The following is a 16,978-nucleotide window of genomic DNA, read 5'->3' as shown; positions in this document are numbered from 1 at the left end:
TGATGACTTCGAATTGTGTATGGCTGATGTCGCTTGGATAGCTCTTTCTCATTTCCCGAGCTTCTCATGATCCCGGAAGACTTTGAACACGTTCTTACTGATTTCAAAGTGCGGGTGTCAACCAGAGATGCCTGAATGAACTACCCAGTGGTTGTCCAGGCGCACTTGTGCCAGCGCCGCGCTGTGCGGGTGGAGGAGCGGTGTGCTGGCCAGTATGTCTTGTAGCGAATGCCTGCGGCCTGCTGCCCAAACTTGCGTGTTGTAAACAGCCAAGGCGCAGGCTTCAGGCAGGGGCACCAGACCCTGCCATTGCCCCTGTATTCCAAAGTGCGCTACGCCCTGGGCGCGCGGACAGCTGACAGCCCAGCCGTGGCGGGTTGCGGCAATGCTGCCGCCGTAACCGTGCAGGTTGTGGCTGTCTGTTGTCGCCGTTACTGTATTCAGCGGTGCTAGCGCGCCGGTGTGCAGTGCCTGGCCATCGAACAGCGCCAACACCGGAGCCATGCTTCGCTCGGATTCTTGATCGTGCTCGGCCTGTAGGGCAATGCCCAGTACGTTGCGCTGTGTGTTCCAAGCCAGGTGGCGCAGGCTCAGGCGCTGGTCGGACAGTCGCCATTGCCCCAGCAGCGCGCCGCTGTCGCCTTGCAGCCGCACCAGGGATGAGTCCATGGTGTGCAGGTCGCGCTTGCTGCGGCCGGTGTCGGCGCTGGTGGGCACACCGCCGTTGGCCACGATCAGACTGGCCGGTGCATTGCCTTGGGGAGAGTCCCAGATGAGTTCGTGTGCATCCACGCCATGGGTGGGCCATTCGTCGAGTTTTTCGAGGCTTCGTGCGTCGCGCACGCCGACCAGGCTGGCGCCTGTTTCGAGGTCGGTTTCAGTGGTGTAGAGGCGCTGGCCATCGGGGCTGGCCAACACATGGCCGTTGAAGGCGCGTGCCGGTTCTATCCAGTGCCATTGTGGCGCTTGTGCGTTACCGGGCTGCCAGCGTACCAGCCAGTCGCCCGGGCGGCGTGCCACAGCCAGCACACTGCCATCTGGCGGAGCGATCATCCCATGGGCCCGGGTGGGCAGCTCTAGCGCGGTCAGCACCTGTAGCGTTGGTGCCGTGGCGGCGGGTACGGCCAGCACGCCCAGGTGAAAGCCGCCGGTTTGCTCCCACGCCGCAGCCAGTTGCAGGGTTCCGGGAATAGGGCGGCGGTGTTTGTGACCACTAGCGTAGGTTAGCTGCGCCATACACAGGCCTGCCGCGCCTGCGCCCCAGGCCAGCGCCTGGCGGCGAGAGATAGGCAAAGAAGGGCGAAGAAAAGCCATGCGGTGCCCGTGTGTCAATCGCCGTCCGCGTCAGAAAAGCCAATGCTGACTTTGAGTGCGGGTGCCACTTCGGACTCCGCCAGGTGCTTGAGCACTGCCAGCGCTCGCGCAGTCTGCTGCACTTGTGCGCCGCTGTGTATGTCGGCCTGGGCTACTCCCGCCAGTGCGGTGTCTACACGCAGTGCGGCGGTGCGTAGGCGATCGGCCAGCGGATTCAGGCCCATGCCGCGCAGTTGTGTTTCCAGTGGCACCAGGGTACTGCCCGGCACAGGGGCTGCGTTGCTATCGGCCAGGAGCGTGGCGCTGCGCAGAGCTGCCCAGGCAGCGTTCCATGCAGCGAGCGTCTGTCCACTGGCAGCGCGCGGGTAGTCGGGAGGACGCGTGACTTGGGCGGCGCGCAGGGGTTTCTCCATGTGTGCCCAGCGCAGGCGTTCCAGGCCACCGACCCACTGATTCACGAATTCGCTCATGGCCTGGGCCGAGCGCTCTTGCTGGTCTTCGGTGCCCCAATCCGTGGCGGCTGCCTGCGCGTAGGCTGTTTGCAGGGCGGTGGCCTCGCGCAGCAGGTCAAGGGCTACCTCGTGGGCATAGCGACAGGCCGGTGTGCCCGGTGCCACAGGCTGTGTCCACAGTAACCATTCAAGCGCAGGCAACCCTTTGGCCGGGGTGCCGATGCGCTCAAAGGCGAGTGCGCCCTGGGGCTGGGTGGCGATGGCCCGTGCAATCAGCGCTGGCCGGGTGGGCGCAAAGTCGATGCTGCGCAGCGAGCGGCGCTCGACCACCGGCCCGATGGCCAGTGCCGACAACTGCTCCCACGCCAGCGTGGTGTCTTGCCAGGCGCTGCGTGCGCGTGCCAGCGCCGCCTGCCCTGCGTCGGCAGGGGCGTTGCACAGTGCGCTGATGGTCGGTGGCAGTGCCTGTGCGGTGCGCTCGAAGCCCTGGGCACGTGGCAAGGCCCAGTGGCCATAGAGGCCTTGCAGCATGTGCACGGTGTCGTAGTAGGGCACCGCCTCGCGCTGCCAGGTGCTTTGCGCCTGCACGGCAGTGCTGGCCCACAGCGCCAGTGCCAGCACCGCAGCGTGCCGCAGGGGCCACCGCAGGCGTTGGTAAGCGCTCCAGACGGGAGAGTACGGTGTCATAGGGATTCCACAAACGCCACCAGCGCAGCGCGCTCTGCGGGGGACATTTTCAGCACCTGACTACGGCTGTCTTCGGCTTCGCCGCCGTGCCACAGCACGGCTTCCAGTACGCCGCGTGCGCGCCCGTCGTGCAGCAGCCTGGTGTGGCCATTCACGTCCCGGATCAGGCCAGTGCCCCATAGCGGTGGCGTTTTCCACTGTCGGCCATTGGCGCCAAAGTCGGGCCGGTTGTCAGCCAAACGCTCGCCCATGTCGTGCAGCAGCAGGTCGGTGTAGGGCCAGATGCGCTGATCCGATAGGGCCTTGCTGGTCAGGTGTGCAAAAGGGCCGTGCTGGGTGACATAGCTAGGGCGGTGGCAGGTGGCACATTGGGCCTTGGCAAACAGCGCCTGGCCACGCAGCACCTGTACATCCTCGGGTTTGCGGCGTGCCGGTGGCGCCAGCGTAGCTTGGTAGAACACCACGTTGTTCAGGGTTTGGTCGTCAATTTCGACATCTGTCTGGCCTTGTGCGCCAGCGCTTTTGCCGCTGGGCGCTGCCAAGCAATCGGTTTGCGCGGGCCTGCATGCCTCCTGGGCAAAGTGGCGCGAGGTGATGCCCATGTCACCGACAAAGGCAGCGCCCGTTTGGTGTGCGATGGTCGCTACGTTGGCTTTCCAGCCAAAGCGACCGAGCATCATGTGGCCCGAGGGCGCATCCCACACCCGGTTGGGAACGCCTTTGATGGGGCCCGGTGCGGCGGCTTGGTCGGTTGCATTGGCCAGGATGTCGGCCTCGGCAATGGCTTCCAGCAGCCCCACGCCAATGAGCTGGGGGGCAATCCGCGGGCTGACCATCACTTGAGGGTGCAAGGGGCCATAACCCAAATCGGCAAAGCCATAGTGGGGTGCGAGCAGTTCGTAGGGTGTGCCGTCGGCAAACTGCCCTTGCACGCTCTGGTAGCGCAGGGTTACGCGCCCTTCGGGCCTGACGCCTTGGACGGCTGCGTTGTTGAGCTGGTCGCCATACACGGGATCGGGCCGGGGGCTGCCGTGGGTATCTGTGCCAGGGATGGACAAGCGCATCAGCAGTGCGACGGTGGGGTCTTGGGTTTCGCCCAGCCGGTTGAACATGTCTGGCGGTGCGCCCCGGCCATCCTGCACGTGGCAGCCGCCACATGAGCGTGCAATGAAATGCGGCCCCAGGCCATCGCGTGCCTTGGTGGAAGCCGGTGCCTCGACCCAGTTGCGGCGAAAGAACGAGTTGCCGATGGCAAATCGTGTGCGCTCGGCATCCGACAGGTTGGCTGCGGGGAATGAGAAGGCATTGCGCCCGGTGGCAAACACTGTGGTGTCACCGCCTACCTTTTCGCCCAAGGGGTCGGTGGGGGTGTCGGCCAGCAGGCTGCCCAGAGTTACCAGGCTGACACTGGCAACTACCAGGTGTCCCAGGCGTCGGCGCAGGGAAGAGAAGCACAGGGGCATGGCAAGCAAACGCAGCGGTTTCAAGGTTGCACCAGCGTCAGGCGGGTGATGCCGATGGCGTTGGCGCCAGCCACCAAATCTTTACTTTGCTGGGTCAGGCTGTCGATGGTCTTTTGGATGCGCTGGCGGCCAGGGGCGTCGTTGCCACCGATGATTTCGCGGTCAAAGGGCGCTTGGATGGCCTGCGCTGCGTGTACCGATGCGGCTATCTGGCGTGTGATCTTTTCTGCCAGCGCTGCGTCTTTGGTGGCCACCAGATCGCGCAGTGACGCACCTTTGAGGGTGCTGCCGTCGGCGCGCTGGTACTGCCCCAGCCATACGTTTTGAATGCCCAGCGCATTGGCCACGGCATCGCGGTGCGTGTTGTCCGAAAAGCACGAATGTTCGTCTTCCTGATCCTGGCTGTTGAGTGCCACCTCCAGCCGCTCGCCGGCCAGTTCGCCGCGCGAGAGCGAGCCCAGGCCCACCAGCATCTTGCGCACCGATTCGGTGCCGCCGCGCACGAACTGGGCGCGGTAATTGTCCTTCACGCCGGGCGCCCACGCCTGCGTGAGTTTGCTCAGGTCGTCCACCAGCAGGTCGGTCACCACGCTGAGGTATTGGCGGCGGCGGTCGGCGTGGGGCGCTTTGCCGTCCACGAAGTCCTCAAAGTTGCGCTCGCCGGGGCCGGTGTCAGACAGGTCTTGGCCCCACAGAAAAAATTCGATGGCGTGCCATCCAGTGGCAATGTTTTCTTCGCCGCCACGCTCGTTTTGTGCGATCAGGTTTTTCTTGGTGATGGTGAACTTGGGGTTGTTTACCAGGCCGGCGCTGGGCCTGCCCGACACGCTATCGACATACGACTCATCCATGGGCCAGGCGTTGAGTCGGCCTTCGGGGCCGTTGTCGTCGTCGATGGGACCGCCGTAGAAGCGAAAAGCCTCAGTTTGACCATAGAACTCGCGCGCTGTCAGCCAGGTTTTGCGTGCCTGGGCCAGTGTTGGCTCCGAGGGCTGGGCGACAAAAGCCCGCACCGCTGTTTGCATCGCCTTGGCGCTGGCCAGGGTGTCGCTGTAGTTGGCATAGACCAGCGCGGCGTAATGGCCCGCCACGGCATGGGTGCTGATGGGTTGTTGTGCCTGCATGCCAGCAACTTGGGCATACACCGCAGTGCTACTGCTCAGGGCCGCGAAGGTCAGCGCGGTTGCCAACAGGGGCTTGTTCATCAAGGTGAGGGGCACGCGGATTCTCCGGGGATGGTGAAATAAAAATTGGTGCGCAGGGGCAGTGCAGGTGGTTTGGTGCAGCAACACCCATGGCAATGACAGCGAATTTTTTGATTATATAAATGAAAGTAATTCTTATTTGAATTTTTGACTGGGGCTGCTTCAGACCGTGCAGCGTTGCAGCCTTGAGGGCGTGGTTGCCGCCCGTACTGTGATCAACTTCTGGCCACGGATTACGCTAAAAATCTGCGCAATGAAAACGTGGATGAATCCATTTTTGCTATTAATAACATAGCTATAAGCGCTTGCTATGTAAGCGTTAGGAGCATATTTTTATTAAAGATATGGGTGGTAGTGAATGGCAGAAATTGCGTCGCCGCACATCCTGTTTCATTCTTGCCACAGCCGGTTCCAACGTCGGATTTGGCATTTAGAATCGCATTCCGCATGTTGTTGAGAATCAATCTCATTTTCATGCTGACTGCCAGCCCGGTGCGGTTTTTGCCCTCCCAGCCACAGCATTCCTTGCCGTCCACTACCGTGGTCTGTGCGGGGCGATAGGTTGTGGTGTGTGTGCCGTTTGTTGCAGCGCGCTTCCACGTTGCGCGCTGTCGCAGCCTCGCTCCGTGGGCCTTCTCGGTGGGGCGCCTTCCATGGCCCTTGATAACGAACCGCTCTATGCCTTACCGCTGTCCCCCTTCCTTTCGCCGCGCTGCACCCGCTGCTTTGCATGCTGTTGCTGCGGCCGCCTGCCTGGTCAGTGCCTTGCCCCGTGCCAGCTTTGCACAGGAGGCGCCGACATCGGCCAGCACTGCCCCCGCATTGGACGAAGTGCGGGTGACCGAAAAAGCAGCGCCCAACGTGTACAGCGAATCCAGCGGTACCTACATGCCGCGCGGTGTGGAGGTGGGCAAGACGGCGCAGTCGCTGCGCGAAATCGCCCAGTCGGTCACGGTGGTGACGCGCCAGCGCATGGACGACCAGGCGCTGCGCACGCTCGACGATGTGATGGGCCAGACCACCGGCGTGACGCGCGAAGAGACATGGCTGGACACCGCCTACCAGGCGCGCGGTCTGCCGATCACCAACATCCGCTATGACGGCGGCGGTGCCGGCTCCACGCGCTCGGGCAGCCGCAGCCAGGACATGGCGCAGTTCGACAGCGTGAGCCTGCTGCGCGGCGCCGATGGGCTGTTTGGTGCGGGCGAGGCGGGCGGTGTCATCAACTTCACCTACAAGCGCCCGCTGGCCAAGCGCCAGACCCAGGTGCTGTTGTCGGCGGGCAGCTTGTCCAACTACCGCGCCGAGTTGGATACCACTGGCCCCCTCAACGCCGAGGGCAGCGTGCGCGCTCGGCTGGTGGCGGTCTCGCACTACCGCCACGAGATGGCCGAGCCCTCGCGGCTGCAGCGCAAGATGCTCTATGGCACCGTGGAAGTGGACGTCGGGCCCGAAACCCTGCTGACCCTGGGCACGAGTTACCAGAACGACCGCAACCCAGGCTTCAATGCCAGTCTGCCGCGCTACGCCGACGGCAGCGACATCGGTCTGCCGCGCAGCACCAACATGGGTGCTCCCTGGAACTGGATTCACCGCGAGAACACGGCGCTGTTCGCCAAGCTGGAGCACCAGCTCTCACCGAGCTGGCTGCTCAAGGCACAACTGCGGCACACCCGCTTCAATGAGGGCGTCAACGCGGCCGAGATTGAGGGTGCGCCTGCGCCCGGTACGCTGCTTGGTACCGACTGGTGGATTCACCAGGGCATGGCCAAAGAGCGCGAAACCAGCCTGGACGTCAACGCGCAGGGCGGTTTCGACGCCTTTGGCCAGCGCCACGATCTGATTTTTGGGATGGATGTGCAGCGCACGCGTGATGTCAGCCGCAGCCTGTGGCCCCGCATCGGGCCGGCCAATATCTTCGATCGCACGCCGCCGCTGGACCCGGGCTTTCCGCTGGGCGACTGGACTACTGGCTCCCAGACGAATGCGCAAAAATCAGGCCTCTACGGCTCGGTGCGCCTGCGTCCGCTCGAGCGCTGGGCGGTGGTGCTGGGCGGGCGCTATACGTTGCAAGACCGCAGCACCCAGCACGGCATGGACGGCAAGCTGACCGCGCAAAGCCGCGAGGGCCATGTGTTCGTGCCCTACGCTGGCGTGGTCTATGACCTCTCGTCCACCACCAGTGTTTATGCCAGCACGGCAGAAATCTACCAGTCGCAGGCGGGCAAGTTCTCTGCGCCGCTGCCGGGCGCACCACTCGACCCGGTGCGCGGGCGTACCTATGAGCTGGGTATCAAGGGGGAGTGGAGCCGCAGCCTGACCGCCAGCGCAGCCCTGTTTCGCACTGAGAAGAAAGGGCAGGGCGTGGTGGACCCCGCCTACCCGCAGACCGACTGGCGCGGCGGCTGCTGCTACTTTCGCGACGGCTACCAGCGCAGCCAGGGCATCGATCTGGAGTTGACCGGCAAGGTGGCGCCGAATTTGCAGGTGGCCGTGGGCTACACGTTCAACGACAACGTGGACAAGCGCAAGGACGATGCACGCTTTAGCACCGTCACGCCGCGCCACCTGTTCAAAGCATGGGGGGACTACCGCTTCAGTGGTGCGCTGCGCGGTTGGAGTCTGGGCACTGGCGTGGTGGCGCAGGGCAAGCACTTCCGTGCCGCGGGCATCAGTGCCTACAACCCGGCCACTGGCCGCTATGACGGCAAATGGCAGCCTTACCAGTTCACGGCACCGGGCTATGCCGTGTGGTCGGCACGCCTGGGTTACGCCATTGACAAAGACTGGAGTGTGGCCATGAACATCGGCAACCTGTTCGACAAGACCTACTACAGCACCGTCGGCTATGCGGGCTACGGCAACTTCTACGGTGAAAAACGCACGGTGGTGGTGACGTTGCAAGGGCGGTTTTGACGGCACGCCCTGATCCATTGACCCATCCCTCTGTCTTTTCTTTTCCTGTGGTGGCTGAATGAACCCGTTTGTGATCCATAGACCGGGCCTGGGCCTGCTCTCCCGTGTGACCGCTGCCGTGCTGGGCGGCTACCTGCTGGCCAGCGCCTGGGTGGTTTTTTGCGGCGTGGCCTTGCCCGGGCGGGCTGAGGCGGTGCTGGCAGGGGTGCAGTTGAGTTTTGTGGTGTACGTGGGGGCCGTGGTCTGGGCCTTTGCTCCCGTACCGCTGGGCCGTGTGTGGATGGGGCTGCTGGTGCCTGCCGCTGCCCTGGCTGGATTGGCGGCGCTGCTGGCGCGCCTGGAGGGCTGACATGGGCAGTACAAAACAAAGCCATGGCGCCGGACAGGGCGGGTTTCGGCAGGCGCAGGCCTGGCTGCACACCTGGTGCGGCCTGTGGTTCTCCTGGTTGCTGTTTGCGGTGTTTCTCACGGGCACGCTGGCCGTGTTTGACGAGCCCATCACCCACTGGATGACACCCGAGCACCATGCAGAGGAAGCCGCCGCCCTCGCGGTCCCGGCCATGCCCACGGCGCCACTGGGGCAGCGGCTGGCCTGGGCGGCGAACTACATGGAAAAACACCACCCCGGCGCTGCCATGTGGGAGCTGTGGCCGTCGGATGCGCAAGGCGCTGGCCCTTTGCGGGTGTACTGGTTTGACCGCCAGCAACAGTACGCCTCGGTGGATCTGGACACCACCACAGGAGCGCCGCTTGCGGCCAGGCCCACGTCGGTCGCACGCCAGACCCTGGGTGGCCACCATTTCGTCGATTTCCACTACGAGCTGCACGCTGGCCAGGTGGGCTTGTGGATCGTGGGCATTGCCGCCATGGCCATGCTGGTGGCGCTGGTCAGTGGCGTCATCACGCACCGGCGCATCTTCAAGGATTTTTTCACCTTTCGCCCCCGCAAAGGCCAGCGCAGTTGGCTGGATGCGCACAACGCCGTGGCGGTGCTGACCCTGCCGTTCCAGTTCATGATCGCCTACACCGGTATCGTGATCTCGGGCCTGACCTTCATGCCAGCGGGGGTCATTGCGCAGTTCGGAGGGGGCAGCGATGCCATGCGCGCGTTCCAGGTCGCGCTGAACGAGCCCGGCAAGCCCCAGCCAGCGGGCCGCGCCATGGCCGTTCCCGATCTGGAGCCGTTCGTATTGCGCGGGCAGCAGTTGATGGGGCAGCCGGTGCGGGCCGTGGTAATCGACCACCCAGGCGATGCGGCGGCGCGCATCGGCGTGTACGGCTGGAACCACGACGACGCCCTGCGCCAGCGCCTGAGCGCCACCACCGGTTTGGCGATGTTCTCTGCTGCCACGGGCGATGTGCTGCAAGTGCGCTTGCCCGGCAGTGTGGAGGGCGGCACCGCTGCGCTGGCCCAGTCGGTCATCGGCGGGCTGCACATGGTCACTTTTGGTGGGCTGGCGCTCAAGTGGCTGTATTTCGTTGGCGGCCTGGCGGGCAGCGCCATGATGGCCACGGGCGCTATTTTGTTCATGGTCAAGCGCCGCACCAGGCACCAGGGCGAGTTTGGCGAAGCCACCGCGCGCGTGTATCGGTTGATCGAGGGGTTGAACGTGGCGGCCATCGCCGGTCTGGCGGTGGGGTGCGTGGGCTACCTGTGGGCCAACCGCCTGGTTCCGGTGGGCCTGGCGCACCGCGATGACTGGGAACTGGGCGTTTTCTTTGGGTTGTGGGCGTTGACCCTGGTACATGCTCTGGCCCGTCCCCCGGCTGTAGCGTGGCGCGAGCAAATGGGCGCGCTGGCCGCACTGTGCCTGCTGCTGCCGGTGCTCAACCTGCTGACCACGGGCGACCATCTGCCCGCACAAATCCTGCGCGGCGACTGGGAGAGCGCTGGCGTGGAGCTGTTTGTCCTGACCACGGGCGTGGCAGCGGCATGGGCCGTGCGCTGGCTGCACCGGCGCGGTGCAGCGGGCACACCACCGCACCGACCCGTGCGACCGGATCTGCCCTCGGTGGCTGCTCACCAGGGGAGTCTGGCATGAGCGCATGGCAGGCATCCCTGGTGTCTCTGGGGCTGGCGTGGGGCGGCATGTTGGCGCTGGCGTTGGCGATGGATCGCCACTGCGAGCAGTGCTCTGGCCTGCGCGAAGTGCCCAGCACACGGCGCCGCTGGCTGCGCTGGGCGGGCGCACTGCTGTTGGGGGCGGTGGCCCTCCCTTGCCAGCAAGCCTGGGGTGGTTCGGTGGGGGTGGTGGCGTGCCTGGGATTTTGGTCGGTGGGCGCCGTGGCCACGGTGGCGCTGTTGAGCGCATGGCCGCGCTGGGCTGCCCGGGTGGCCGTGCTGGCGGGTCTGGGCGCAGTGGCTGCCCTGGCGCTGGCCGGTGTGCGCCAGGAGGGCGCGCGCTACGAGACCATCACGGTCGGACGTGGCACGGTCGAGGCCCATGTCACTGCCATTGGCACCTTGCAGCCGCGCCGCTATGTGGACGTGGGCGCGCAAGTGTCGGGCCAGGTCACGCGCTTGCATGTGCAGCCCGGCACCGAGGTCAAAAAAGGCCAGCTGCTGGTCGAAATCGACCCGAGCGTGCAGCAGGCCAGCGTGGATGGCGGGCGTGCCGCGCTGGCCGGGCTGCGCGCGCAGCTGGCCGAGCAGCACGCGCAGCACCAGTTGGCCAGCCAGCAGCATGGGCGCCAGCAGCGGCTGGCGCAGGGCGGCGCGACGCGGCTGGAAGACGTCGAGGTGGCCCAGGCCACGCTGGCATCGGCTGTGGCCCGCATCGACCACCTTCAGGCGCAGATTGCCCAGACCCAGGCCACGCTCAAGGCCGATGAGGCCCGGCTGGGCTACACCCGCATCTACGCCCCCATGGCGGGCACCGTGGTGTCGCTGGAAGCGCGCGAAGGGCAAACGCTGAACGCCACTTACCAGACCCCCACCATCCTGCGCATTGCTGACCTGTCGGCCATGACCGTGTGGACGGAGGTGTCCGAGGCCGATGTGCGCCGCGTCAAGCCTGGCATGGCGGTGTACTTCACCACCTTGGGCAGCCACGAAGAGGCCGCACCCCGGCGCTGGACGGGCCGCGTGCGCCAGGTGCTGCCCGCACCGCCCGGGGGCGATGGCAAAGGCAGCGGCATGGCCGCACCCGCCGCCACCAAGGCTGTGGCCTACACCGTGCTGTTTGACGTGGACAACAGCGATGGTGAGTTGATGCCGCAGATGACCGCACAGGCCAGCTTCATCACCGCCCAGGCCCAGGACGTGATCGCCGTGCCGTTGACGGCGCTCACCGCACTCACCGCGCCGGCCAGCGCGCCCGGCCAGCCCCACACCCACACCGCCCGGGTGCTGCCCGCCGATGGCCGTGTGCAAGAGCGCGCCGTGCAGGTCGGGGTGCGCAGTCGGCACCTGGCCGAAGTGCGCCAGGGCTTGCAAGAGGGCGAGCAATTGGTCACGGGTGAGCGCAGTGACGACAGTGGTCCTCCAAGGTTTCAGTGGTGAGCGCCGATCCCTCCGTTGACGCGCTGCCGCTGATCGCGTTGCAGGGCATCCGCCGCAGCTACGGCGGCGGTGCAGACGGCGCGCCCGCCGTCGAGGTGCTGCGCGGGGTGTCGCTGCGCATCCACGCTGGCGAGTTTGTCGCCATCGTGGGCGCATCGGGCTCGGGCAAATCCACCCTCATGAATCTGCTGGGCTGCCTGGACCGCCCCAGTGCGGGCAGCTACCACTTCCAGGGCCAGGATGTGGCCACGATGGACGCCGATGCCCTGGCCTGGCTGCGCCGCGAGGCCTTTGGTTTTGTCTTTCAGGGCTACCACCTCATTGCCAGCGCATCGGCGCAAGAGAACGTCGAGATGCCCGCCATCTACGCTGGTATGCCCGAAGGCCCACGGGCAGAACGCGCCGCTGCTTTGCTGACGCGCTTGGGCCTGGGCGAGCGGCTGGGCCATCGGCCCAGCCAGTTGTCGGGCGGACAGCAGCAGCGCGTGTCGATTGCCCGGGCGCTGATGAACGGCGGGCGCATCCTGCTCGCCGATGAGCCCACCGGGGCGCTGGACAGCCACAGCGGTGCCGAAGTGATGCGCTTGCTGCACACGCTGGCCGATGCCGGGCACACCATCATCCTTATCACCCACGACCGGGCCGTGGCCGCGCAGGCCCGCCGGGTGATCGAAATCAGCGATGGCGAGATCGTTGCCGACAGCGCCCCTGAATCTCCAAAAATACAAGACAAATCGGCCTCTGGCGCCCACTGGGTAAGCGCTAGCAGCTATCAAAAATATAGTGAAGGTGGTGGCCCGCGCCGCGCCTTTTGGGGCGAAATGCGCGAGGCCCTGCGCACTGCATGGCGCGGCATGCGGCTGAACCGCGTGCGCACCGGACTGACGCTGCTGGGCATCGTCATCGGCGTGGCCTCGGTGATCGTGATGCTGGCCGTGGGCGAGGGCGCCCAGCAGCGCGTGGTGGCGCAAATGGGCACCCTGGGCACCACCCTCATGTACCTGGGCGGGCGCGCGCCGCCCAGCGGGGGGCCAGCGGGGGTGATCACGCCCGAAGATTTGCAGGCCATTGCCCAGTTGCCCGAAGTGGGCCATGTGATGCCCATCATTGGCGACCCGATCACGGTGCGCTATGGCAATGCCGACCGCCAGGTGTATGTGTTTGCCAGCAGCCACGTGATGCCCGAGGTACACCACTGGAAGCTCCAGCAGGGGCGCTATTTCACCGACGCCGAAGACCGCAGCCTGGCGCCGCTGGTGGTGCTGGGCAGCCAGGCGCGGGCGCACTTTTTCCCCGGTGCGCAAAGCCCCTTGGGCAAGTTCTTGCTGATCGGCAACTCGCCCTTCGAGGTGATTGGCGTGATGGCCGAGCGCGGCAGCGATTCGGGGGCGCAAAGTTACGACGACATGGTTTTTATCCCCTACCAGGGTGGCCGTGCCAGGGTGTACCAAGCACAAACGCAGCCCGACTACACCGTGGTGACCGCGGCCTCGGTGGCGCTGGTGCAGGCGGCAGAGGCGGCGGTGCATCGGCTGCTCTTGTCACGCCATGGCCGCGAGGACTTTGGCATCAGCAATGCCGCAGCCAAGCTGCAGGCCGAGGCCGAAACGCGCCGCGCCATGACCCTGATGCTGGGCCTGATCGCCGCCGTGTCTTTGCTGGTCGGCGGCATTGGCGTCATGAACGTGATGCTGATGACCGTGCGCGAGCGCACCCGCGAAATCGGTATCCGCATGGCCACGGGAGCGCGCCAGCGCGACATCCTGCGCCAGTTCCTGACCGAGGCACTGCTGGTCACCCTGGTCGGTGGCGTGGCGGGGGTGGTCATCGGTGTGGGGGTGGGCGCTGCGCTGATCGCGGCGGGTGTGCCGGTGGTGTTTTCGCTCTCGTTCATGGCTGGCGCCTTTGCCTGCGCCGTGGCGACGGGCCTGGTGTTTGGTTACATGCCCGCGCGCCACGCAGCCCGGCTCGATCCGGTCACTGCCTTGGGTTCCACCTGAGGTGCCCAGCGCCGGGCTGTGCGACCGCAGATTTTGCTGTGGCCTGTGGCGGGTAGCGTTGGTGCAATGCACATCGGTGCTGGGTGTTTTGAGTCCCTGTAGATGCCCTTGCGGCATCGGGTGCCGATCTTGAAAGGGTTGTGCCACAATCGCCGACTTTTTTGACGTGCTGCGCATGACAAGCATTCTTCCCGGCACGCTGGGCATTGATTTCGGTACTTCCAATTCAGCCGTCGCCTGGGCCCATGGCCCAGAAAACGCCCGTCTGATCGCCTTGGAGGGCGCTGCCACCACGCTGCCCACCGCGTTGTTCTTCAATACGGAAACCCACAGCACCCATTTTGGGCGCGAAGCGATTGGTTTGTATCTGGCTGAGCATGAGGGGCGCTTGATGCGCTCGCTCAAAAGTCTGCTTGGGAGCCCTTTGCTCCTGGAGAAAACCGCTATCCATAACGAGTTGGTCAGTTTCCAGGACATCATCGGTCGATTCCTGTTGGAATTGGTGCGGCGCGCCCAGGTGCAGTTGGGGGGCTTGCCACGCCACCTGGTGCTGGGGCGTCCAGTGCATTTTGTGGACGACAACCCCGAACGCGATCGGCTGGCGCAGACCATGCTGTTGCAGGCGGCATCGCGCTGTGGCTTTGAGGAAGTCAGCTTCCAACTGGAGCCCATTGCTGCCGCTCTGGACTACGAGCGCCGTCTGACCGCCGAGCGCACGGTGCTGGTGGTGGACATTGGTGGCGGCACGTCTGACTTCACGGTGGTGCGTCTGGGGCCTGAACGCATGCAGCAACCCGACCGCAGCGCTGACATTCTGGCCACTGCCGGTGTACACATTGGCGGCACCGACTACGACCAGAAGCTCAATCTGGAGCAGGTCATGCCCCTGCTGGGCTACCGGCACACTGGCCCCAAGGGGCGTGAGGTGCCCAGCCGGGTGTTTTTTGATCTGGCCACCTGGCACTTGATCCATTGGCTTTCATCGCCCAAAGCACTGCGTGAAACCCAAGCCCTGCGTGAGGACTACAGCGATGAGCGCTTGCACCAGCGCTTGATGGTGGTGCTGCGTGAACACCTGGGGCACCGCATTGCCAATGCGGTGGAGCAGGCCAAAATTGGCTGCTCTTGCGTGGAGGCGGCACAAACCATTGCACTCGAAAGCGTCGAGACGGGCTTGGCCGTGCAACTGACGCCTGCCGATCTGGCGCAGCATTTAGATCAACTTTTGGGGCGTGTGGTCGCCTGTGCGCAAGAGTGCGTACGCCGCGCTGGTGTGGCGCCGCAGCAATTGGCGGCGGTGTACTTGACCGGAGGTTCATCGGCACTGCGCCCGTTTCAGTCGGCGCTGGCGCAAGCTTTTCCGGGTGTTGCGTTGGTCGAGGGGGATCTTTTTGGCGGTGTGGCGTCGGGGCTGGCTTACGCAGGCCGTGCATAGGCGCCCCCCACTACATCTGAAACCGCCGGGGTCGCCGCCAGCGGCGACCCCCATCATCAGCGTGGTGCCAGGCGAATAGCGCCATCAAGGCGAATAACTTCGCCATTGAGCATGTCGTTTTCCAGAATGTGCTTTACCAGACGGGCGTAGTCTTGGGGGGTGCCCAGGCGGCTGGGGAAGGGCACTCCAGCTGCCAGTGCATCCTGCACTTCCTGGGGCATGCCAAACAGCATGGGCGTACCAAAAATGCCTGGGGCAATGGTCATGTTGCGGATGCCGTTGCGTGCCAGGTCGCGCGCAATCGGCAGCGTCATGCCAACCACACCACCCTTGGAGGCGCTATAGGCTGCTTGGCCAATCTGGCCATCGTAGGCGGCCACGCTGGCGGTGGAAATCAGCACACCACGTTCGCCGGTGGCTTCGGGTTCGTTTTTGCACATGGCTTCGGCGGCCAGACGAATCATGTTGAAGGTGCCAATCAGGTTCACCGTGATGGTTTTGCTGAACACGGCCAGTGCATGGGCGCCGTTTTTGCCTACCGTTTTTTCAGCCGGCGCGATGCCAGCACAATTGACCAAGCCCGCCAGGCGTCCCAGCGACACGGCTTTGGCCACCACGGCCTGGCCATCGGCCTCGTTGCTGACATCGCAGCGGACAAAGGCCCCGCCAATGTCGCGCGCAACGGCCTGGCCTTTTTCTTCCTGCATATCGGCAATGACGACGGTACCGCCTTGCTGCGCCAGCATGCGTGCCGTGCCTTCGCCCAGGCCCGATGCGCCGCCTGTCACGATGAATACGTTGCCCTTGATTTCCATGTTGTCTCCTGTGGATGGTGTTGACGTAAGCGTCAATTATGACGTGCTCTTGTCTTGGTTTTGGGCGTGAAAAAGCCCGGCAAGCCGGGCTGGGTTCAGATGAGGGGGCGAAGCTTCAGGGAAAGCCCACGCGGTCGAGCATTTGCTGCACTTTGGGGATGTTGGCACCCACCGCGCTGATCGGAATGGTTTCGCTTTTGAAAGCCACACCACCGGTCATGGCCTTGAGTGCCGGGTTCTCTACGACCACGCCTTTGGCTGTGGGCCATTCGTTGTTGCCGTTGGCAAAATAGTTTTGTGCTTGCGGGCTGGCCAGGTACTCCAGAAACTTGACGGCATTGGCCTGGTTTTTGGCATGGCGGGCTACGGCGCCGCCAGCAATGTTCAAGTGCGTTCCCCAAGACTGCTGGTTAGGAAATACGACACCCACCTTATTGGCGACAGCCACATCTTCAGGCTTGTTGGAGCGCAGCAGGCGTGCCAGGTAGTAGCTGTTGGTCACGGCAATGTCGCATTCGCCAGCGGCTACGGCCTTGATCTGGTCGGTATCACCCCCTTTGGGCGGGCGGGCCAGGTTGGCCACCATGCCTTTGAGCCAGGCTTCTGCTTTGGGCTCGCCCAGGTGCTCTGTGACGGCACCGAAAAGGCTCAGGTTGTAGGGGTGAGAGCCTGAGCGGATGCACAGCTTGCCTTTGTTCTTGGGGTCGCCCAAATCTTCGTAAGTGTCCACATCGCTCTTTTGTACCTTAACCTTGTTGTAGACGATGACACGTGCGCGTGTGGACAACCCGAACCAGGAAATGCCACCACCGTTGGCTGCGGGCTGGCTGCGCAGATTGGCTGGTATGGCGTCGTTGAGCACTTGGGAATGGATGGGCTGGAACAGACCGTCCACTTCGCCTTTGTACAGGCGTGCTGCATCCACCAGCAAAATCACGTCAGCAGGAGAGGCCGAACCTTCGGCTTTCAGGCGGGCGAGAATGCCCGCATCATCTGCATCTACCCGGTTGATCTTGATGCCCGTGGCTTTGGTAAAGCCACTGTAGAGCGCTTCATCCGTGGTGTAGTGGCGTGCTGAATACAGATTGACGACCTGATCCTGGGCCTGCGCCCCCTGTGCCAAGGTCAGCAATGAGCAAGCCGCCAGCGCGGCGGTGAGGGTGTGTCGCATGGATCGCTTTGGTGGTGA

At 64.5% G+C, this 16,978-nt stretch carries 12 protein-coding genes; 6 read left to right on the top strand and 6 right to left on the bottom strand.

The window, feature by feature from the left end; genetic code table 11:
* Nucleotides 1-117 precede the first annotated feature (117 nt).
* Genes EV674_RS12025 through EV674_RS12010 form a run of 4 tightly spaced genes read right to left on the bottom strand, consistent with a single transcriptional unit; the run spans nucleotide 118 to nucleotide 5,121 of the window.
* Nucleotides 118-1,293, bottom strand: coding sequence for a DUF1513 domain-containing protein (locus EV674_RS12025; protein ID WP_243647383.1), 1,176 nt, complete (start codon nucleotides 1,291-1,293; stop codon nucleotides 118-120).
* 35 nt (nucleotides 1,294-1,328) lie between these two features.
* A complete protein-coding gene (locus tag EV674_RS12020; protein ID WP_119013536.1) occupies nucleotides 1,329-2,453 on the bottom strand; it encodes an imelysin family protein in 1,125 nt (374 codons plus the stop codon).
* Complete coding sequence (locus EV674_RS12015) at nucleotides 2,450-3,916, bottom strand: di-heme oxidoreductase family protein (protein WP_119013550.1); 1,467 nt, start codon at nucleotides 3,914-3,916, stop codon at nucleotides 2,450-2,452. Before EV674_RS12015 ends, EV674_RS12020 begins: the two co-directional genes overlap by 4 nt.
* A gap of 20 nt (nucleotides 3,917-3,936) precedes the next feature.
* Nucleotides 3,937-5,121, bottom strand: a complete 1,185-nt coding sequence (locus EV674_RS12010; protein ID WP_119013549.1) for an imelysin family protein — start codon at nucleotides 5,119-5,121, stop codon at nucleotides 3,937-3,939.
* A gap of 726 nt (nucleotides 5,122-5,847) precedes the next feature.
* On the opposite strand from EV674_RS12010, the gene EV674_RS12005 reads away from it, so the two are divergent.
* The 6 genes from EV674_RS12005 to EV674_RS11980 all read left to right on the top strand — a co-directional run bounded on the left by EV674_RS12005 (nucleotide 5,848) and on the right by EV674_RS11980 (nucleotide 14,974).
* Nucleotides 5,848-8,037, top strand: coding sequence for a TonB-dependent siderophore receptor (locus EV674_RS12005; RefSeq protein WP_241524950.1), 2,190 nt, complete (start codon nucleotides 5,848-5,850; stop codon nucleotides 8,035-8,037).
* Nucleotides 8,038-8,095: 58 nt separating this feature from the next.
* On the top strand, nucleotides 8,096-8,386 hold the full coding sequence (locus EV674_RS12000) for a hypothetical protein (protein ID WP_119013534.1): 291 nt from the start codon (nucleotides 8,096-8,098) through the stop codon (nucleotides 8,384-8,386).
* Between the two features lies 1 nt (nucleotide 8,387).
* On the top strand, nucleotides 8,388-10,079 hold the full coding sequence (locus EV674_RS11995) for a PepSY-associated TM helix domain-containing protein (RefSeq protein WP_119013533.1): 1,692 nt from the start codon (nucleotides 8,388-8,390) through the stop codon (nucleotides 10,077-10,079).
* Entirely contained in the window at nucleotides 10,076-11,539 is a 1,464-nt protein-coding gene (locus EV674_RS11990) for an efflux RND transporter periplasmic adaptor subunit (RefSeq protein ID WP_165887096.1), read from the top strand. Before EV674_RS11995 ends, EV674_RS11990 begins: the two co-directional genes overlap by 4 nt.
* Entirely contained in the window at nucleotides 11,536-13,539 is a 2,004-nt protein-coding gene (locus EV674_RS11985) for a MacB family efflux pump subunit (protein ID WP_374761683.1), read from the top strand. The genes EV674_RS11990 and EV674_RS11985 overlap by 4 nt, the downstream gene beginning before the upstream one ends.
* Nucleotides 13,540-13,714: 175 nt before the next feature.
* Complete coding sequence (locus EV674_RS11980; protein ID WP_119013531.1) at nucleotides 13,715-14,974, top strand: Hsp70 family protein; 1,260 nt, start codon at nucleotides 13,715-13,717, stop codon at nucleotides 14,972-14,974.
* Between the two features lie 56 nt (nucleotides 14,975-15,030).
* Here EV674_RS11980 and EV674_RS11975 read toward each other — a convergent pair whose 3' ends face one another.
* Both EV674_RS11975 and EV674_RS11970 read right to left on the bottom strand, forming a co-directional pair.
* On the bottom strand, nucleotides 15,031-15,789 hold the full coding sequence (locus EV674_RS11975; RefSeq protein WP_119013530.1) for a 3-hydroxyacyl-CoA dehydrogenase: 759 nt from the start codon (nucleotides 15,787-15,789) through the stop codon (nucleotides 15,031-15,033).
* Nucleotides 15,790-15,904: 115 nt separating this feature from the next.
* Complete coding sequence (locus tag EV674_RS11970) at nucleotides 15,905-16,960, bottom strand: extracellular solute-binding protein (RefSeq protein WP_119013529.1); 1,056 nt, start codon at nucleotides 16,958-16,960, stop codon at nucleotides 15,905-15,907.
* Nucleotides 16,961-16,978 lie beyond the last annotated feature (18 nt).

This window comes from Simplicispira metamorpha (assembly GCF_004341365.1).
In the GTDB taxonomy this organism is placed as follows: Bacteria; Pseudomonadota; Gammaproteobacteria; order Burkholderiales; family Burkholderiaceae_C; genus Simplicispira; species Simplicispira metamorpha.
Note: the sequence above shows the minus strand (reverse complement) of the source record. Positions and strands in the feature narration are given on the sequence as shown.

Excerpts from the sequence above, each read along its gene's own strand:
- EV674_RS12020 (WP_119013536.1), bottom strand. The coding sequence starts at position 2,453 with ATGACACCGTACTCTCCCGTCTGGAGCGCTTACCAACGCCTGCGGTGG.
- EV674_RS12015 (WP_119013550.1), bottom strand. The coding sequence starts at position 3,916 with ATGCCCCTGTGCTTCTCTTCCCTGCGCCGACGCCTGGGACACCTGGTA.
- EV674_RS12010 (WP_119013549.1), bottom strand. The coding sequence starts at position 5,121 with ATGAACAAGCCCCTGTTGGCAACCGCGCTGACCTTCGCGGCCCTGAGC.
- EV674_RS12000 (WP_119013534.1), top strand. The coding sequence starts at position 8,096 with ATGAACCCGTTTGTGATCCATAGACCGGGCCTGGGCCTGCTCTCCCGT.
- EV674_RS11995 (WP_119013533.1), top strand. The coding sequence starts at position 8,388 with ATGGGCAGTACAAAACAAAGCCATGGCGCCGGACAGGGCGGGTTTCGG.
- EV674_RS11990 (WP_165887096.1), top strand. The coding sequence starts at position 10,076 with ATGAGCGCATGGCAGGCATCCCTGGTGTCTCTGGGGCTGGCGTGGGGC.
- EV674_RS11980 (WP_119013531.1), top strand. The coding sequence starts at position 13,715 with ATGACAAGCATTCTTCCCGGCACGCTGGGCATTGATTTCGGTACTTCC.
- EV674_RS11975 (WP_119013530.1), bottom strand. The coding sequence starts at position 15,789 with ATGGAAATCAAGGGCAACGTATTCATCGTGACAGGCGGCGCATCGGGC.
- EV674_RS11970 (WP_119013529.1), bottom strand. The coding sequence starts at position 16,960 with ATGCGACACACCCTCACCGCCGCGCTGGCGGCTTGCTCATTGCTGACC.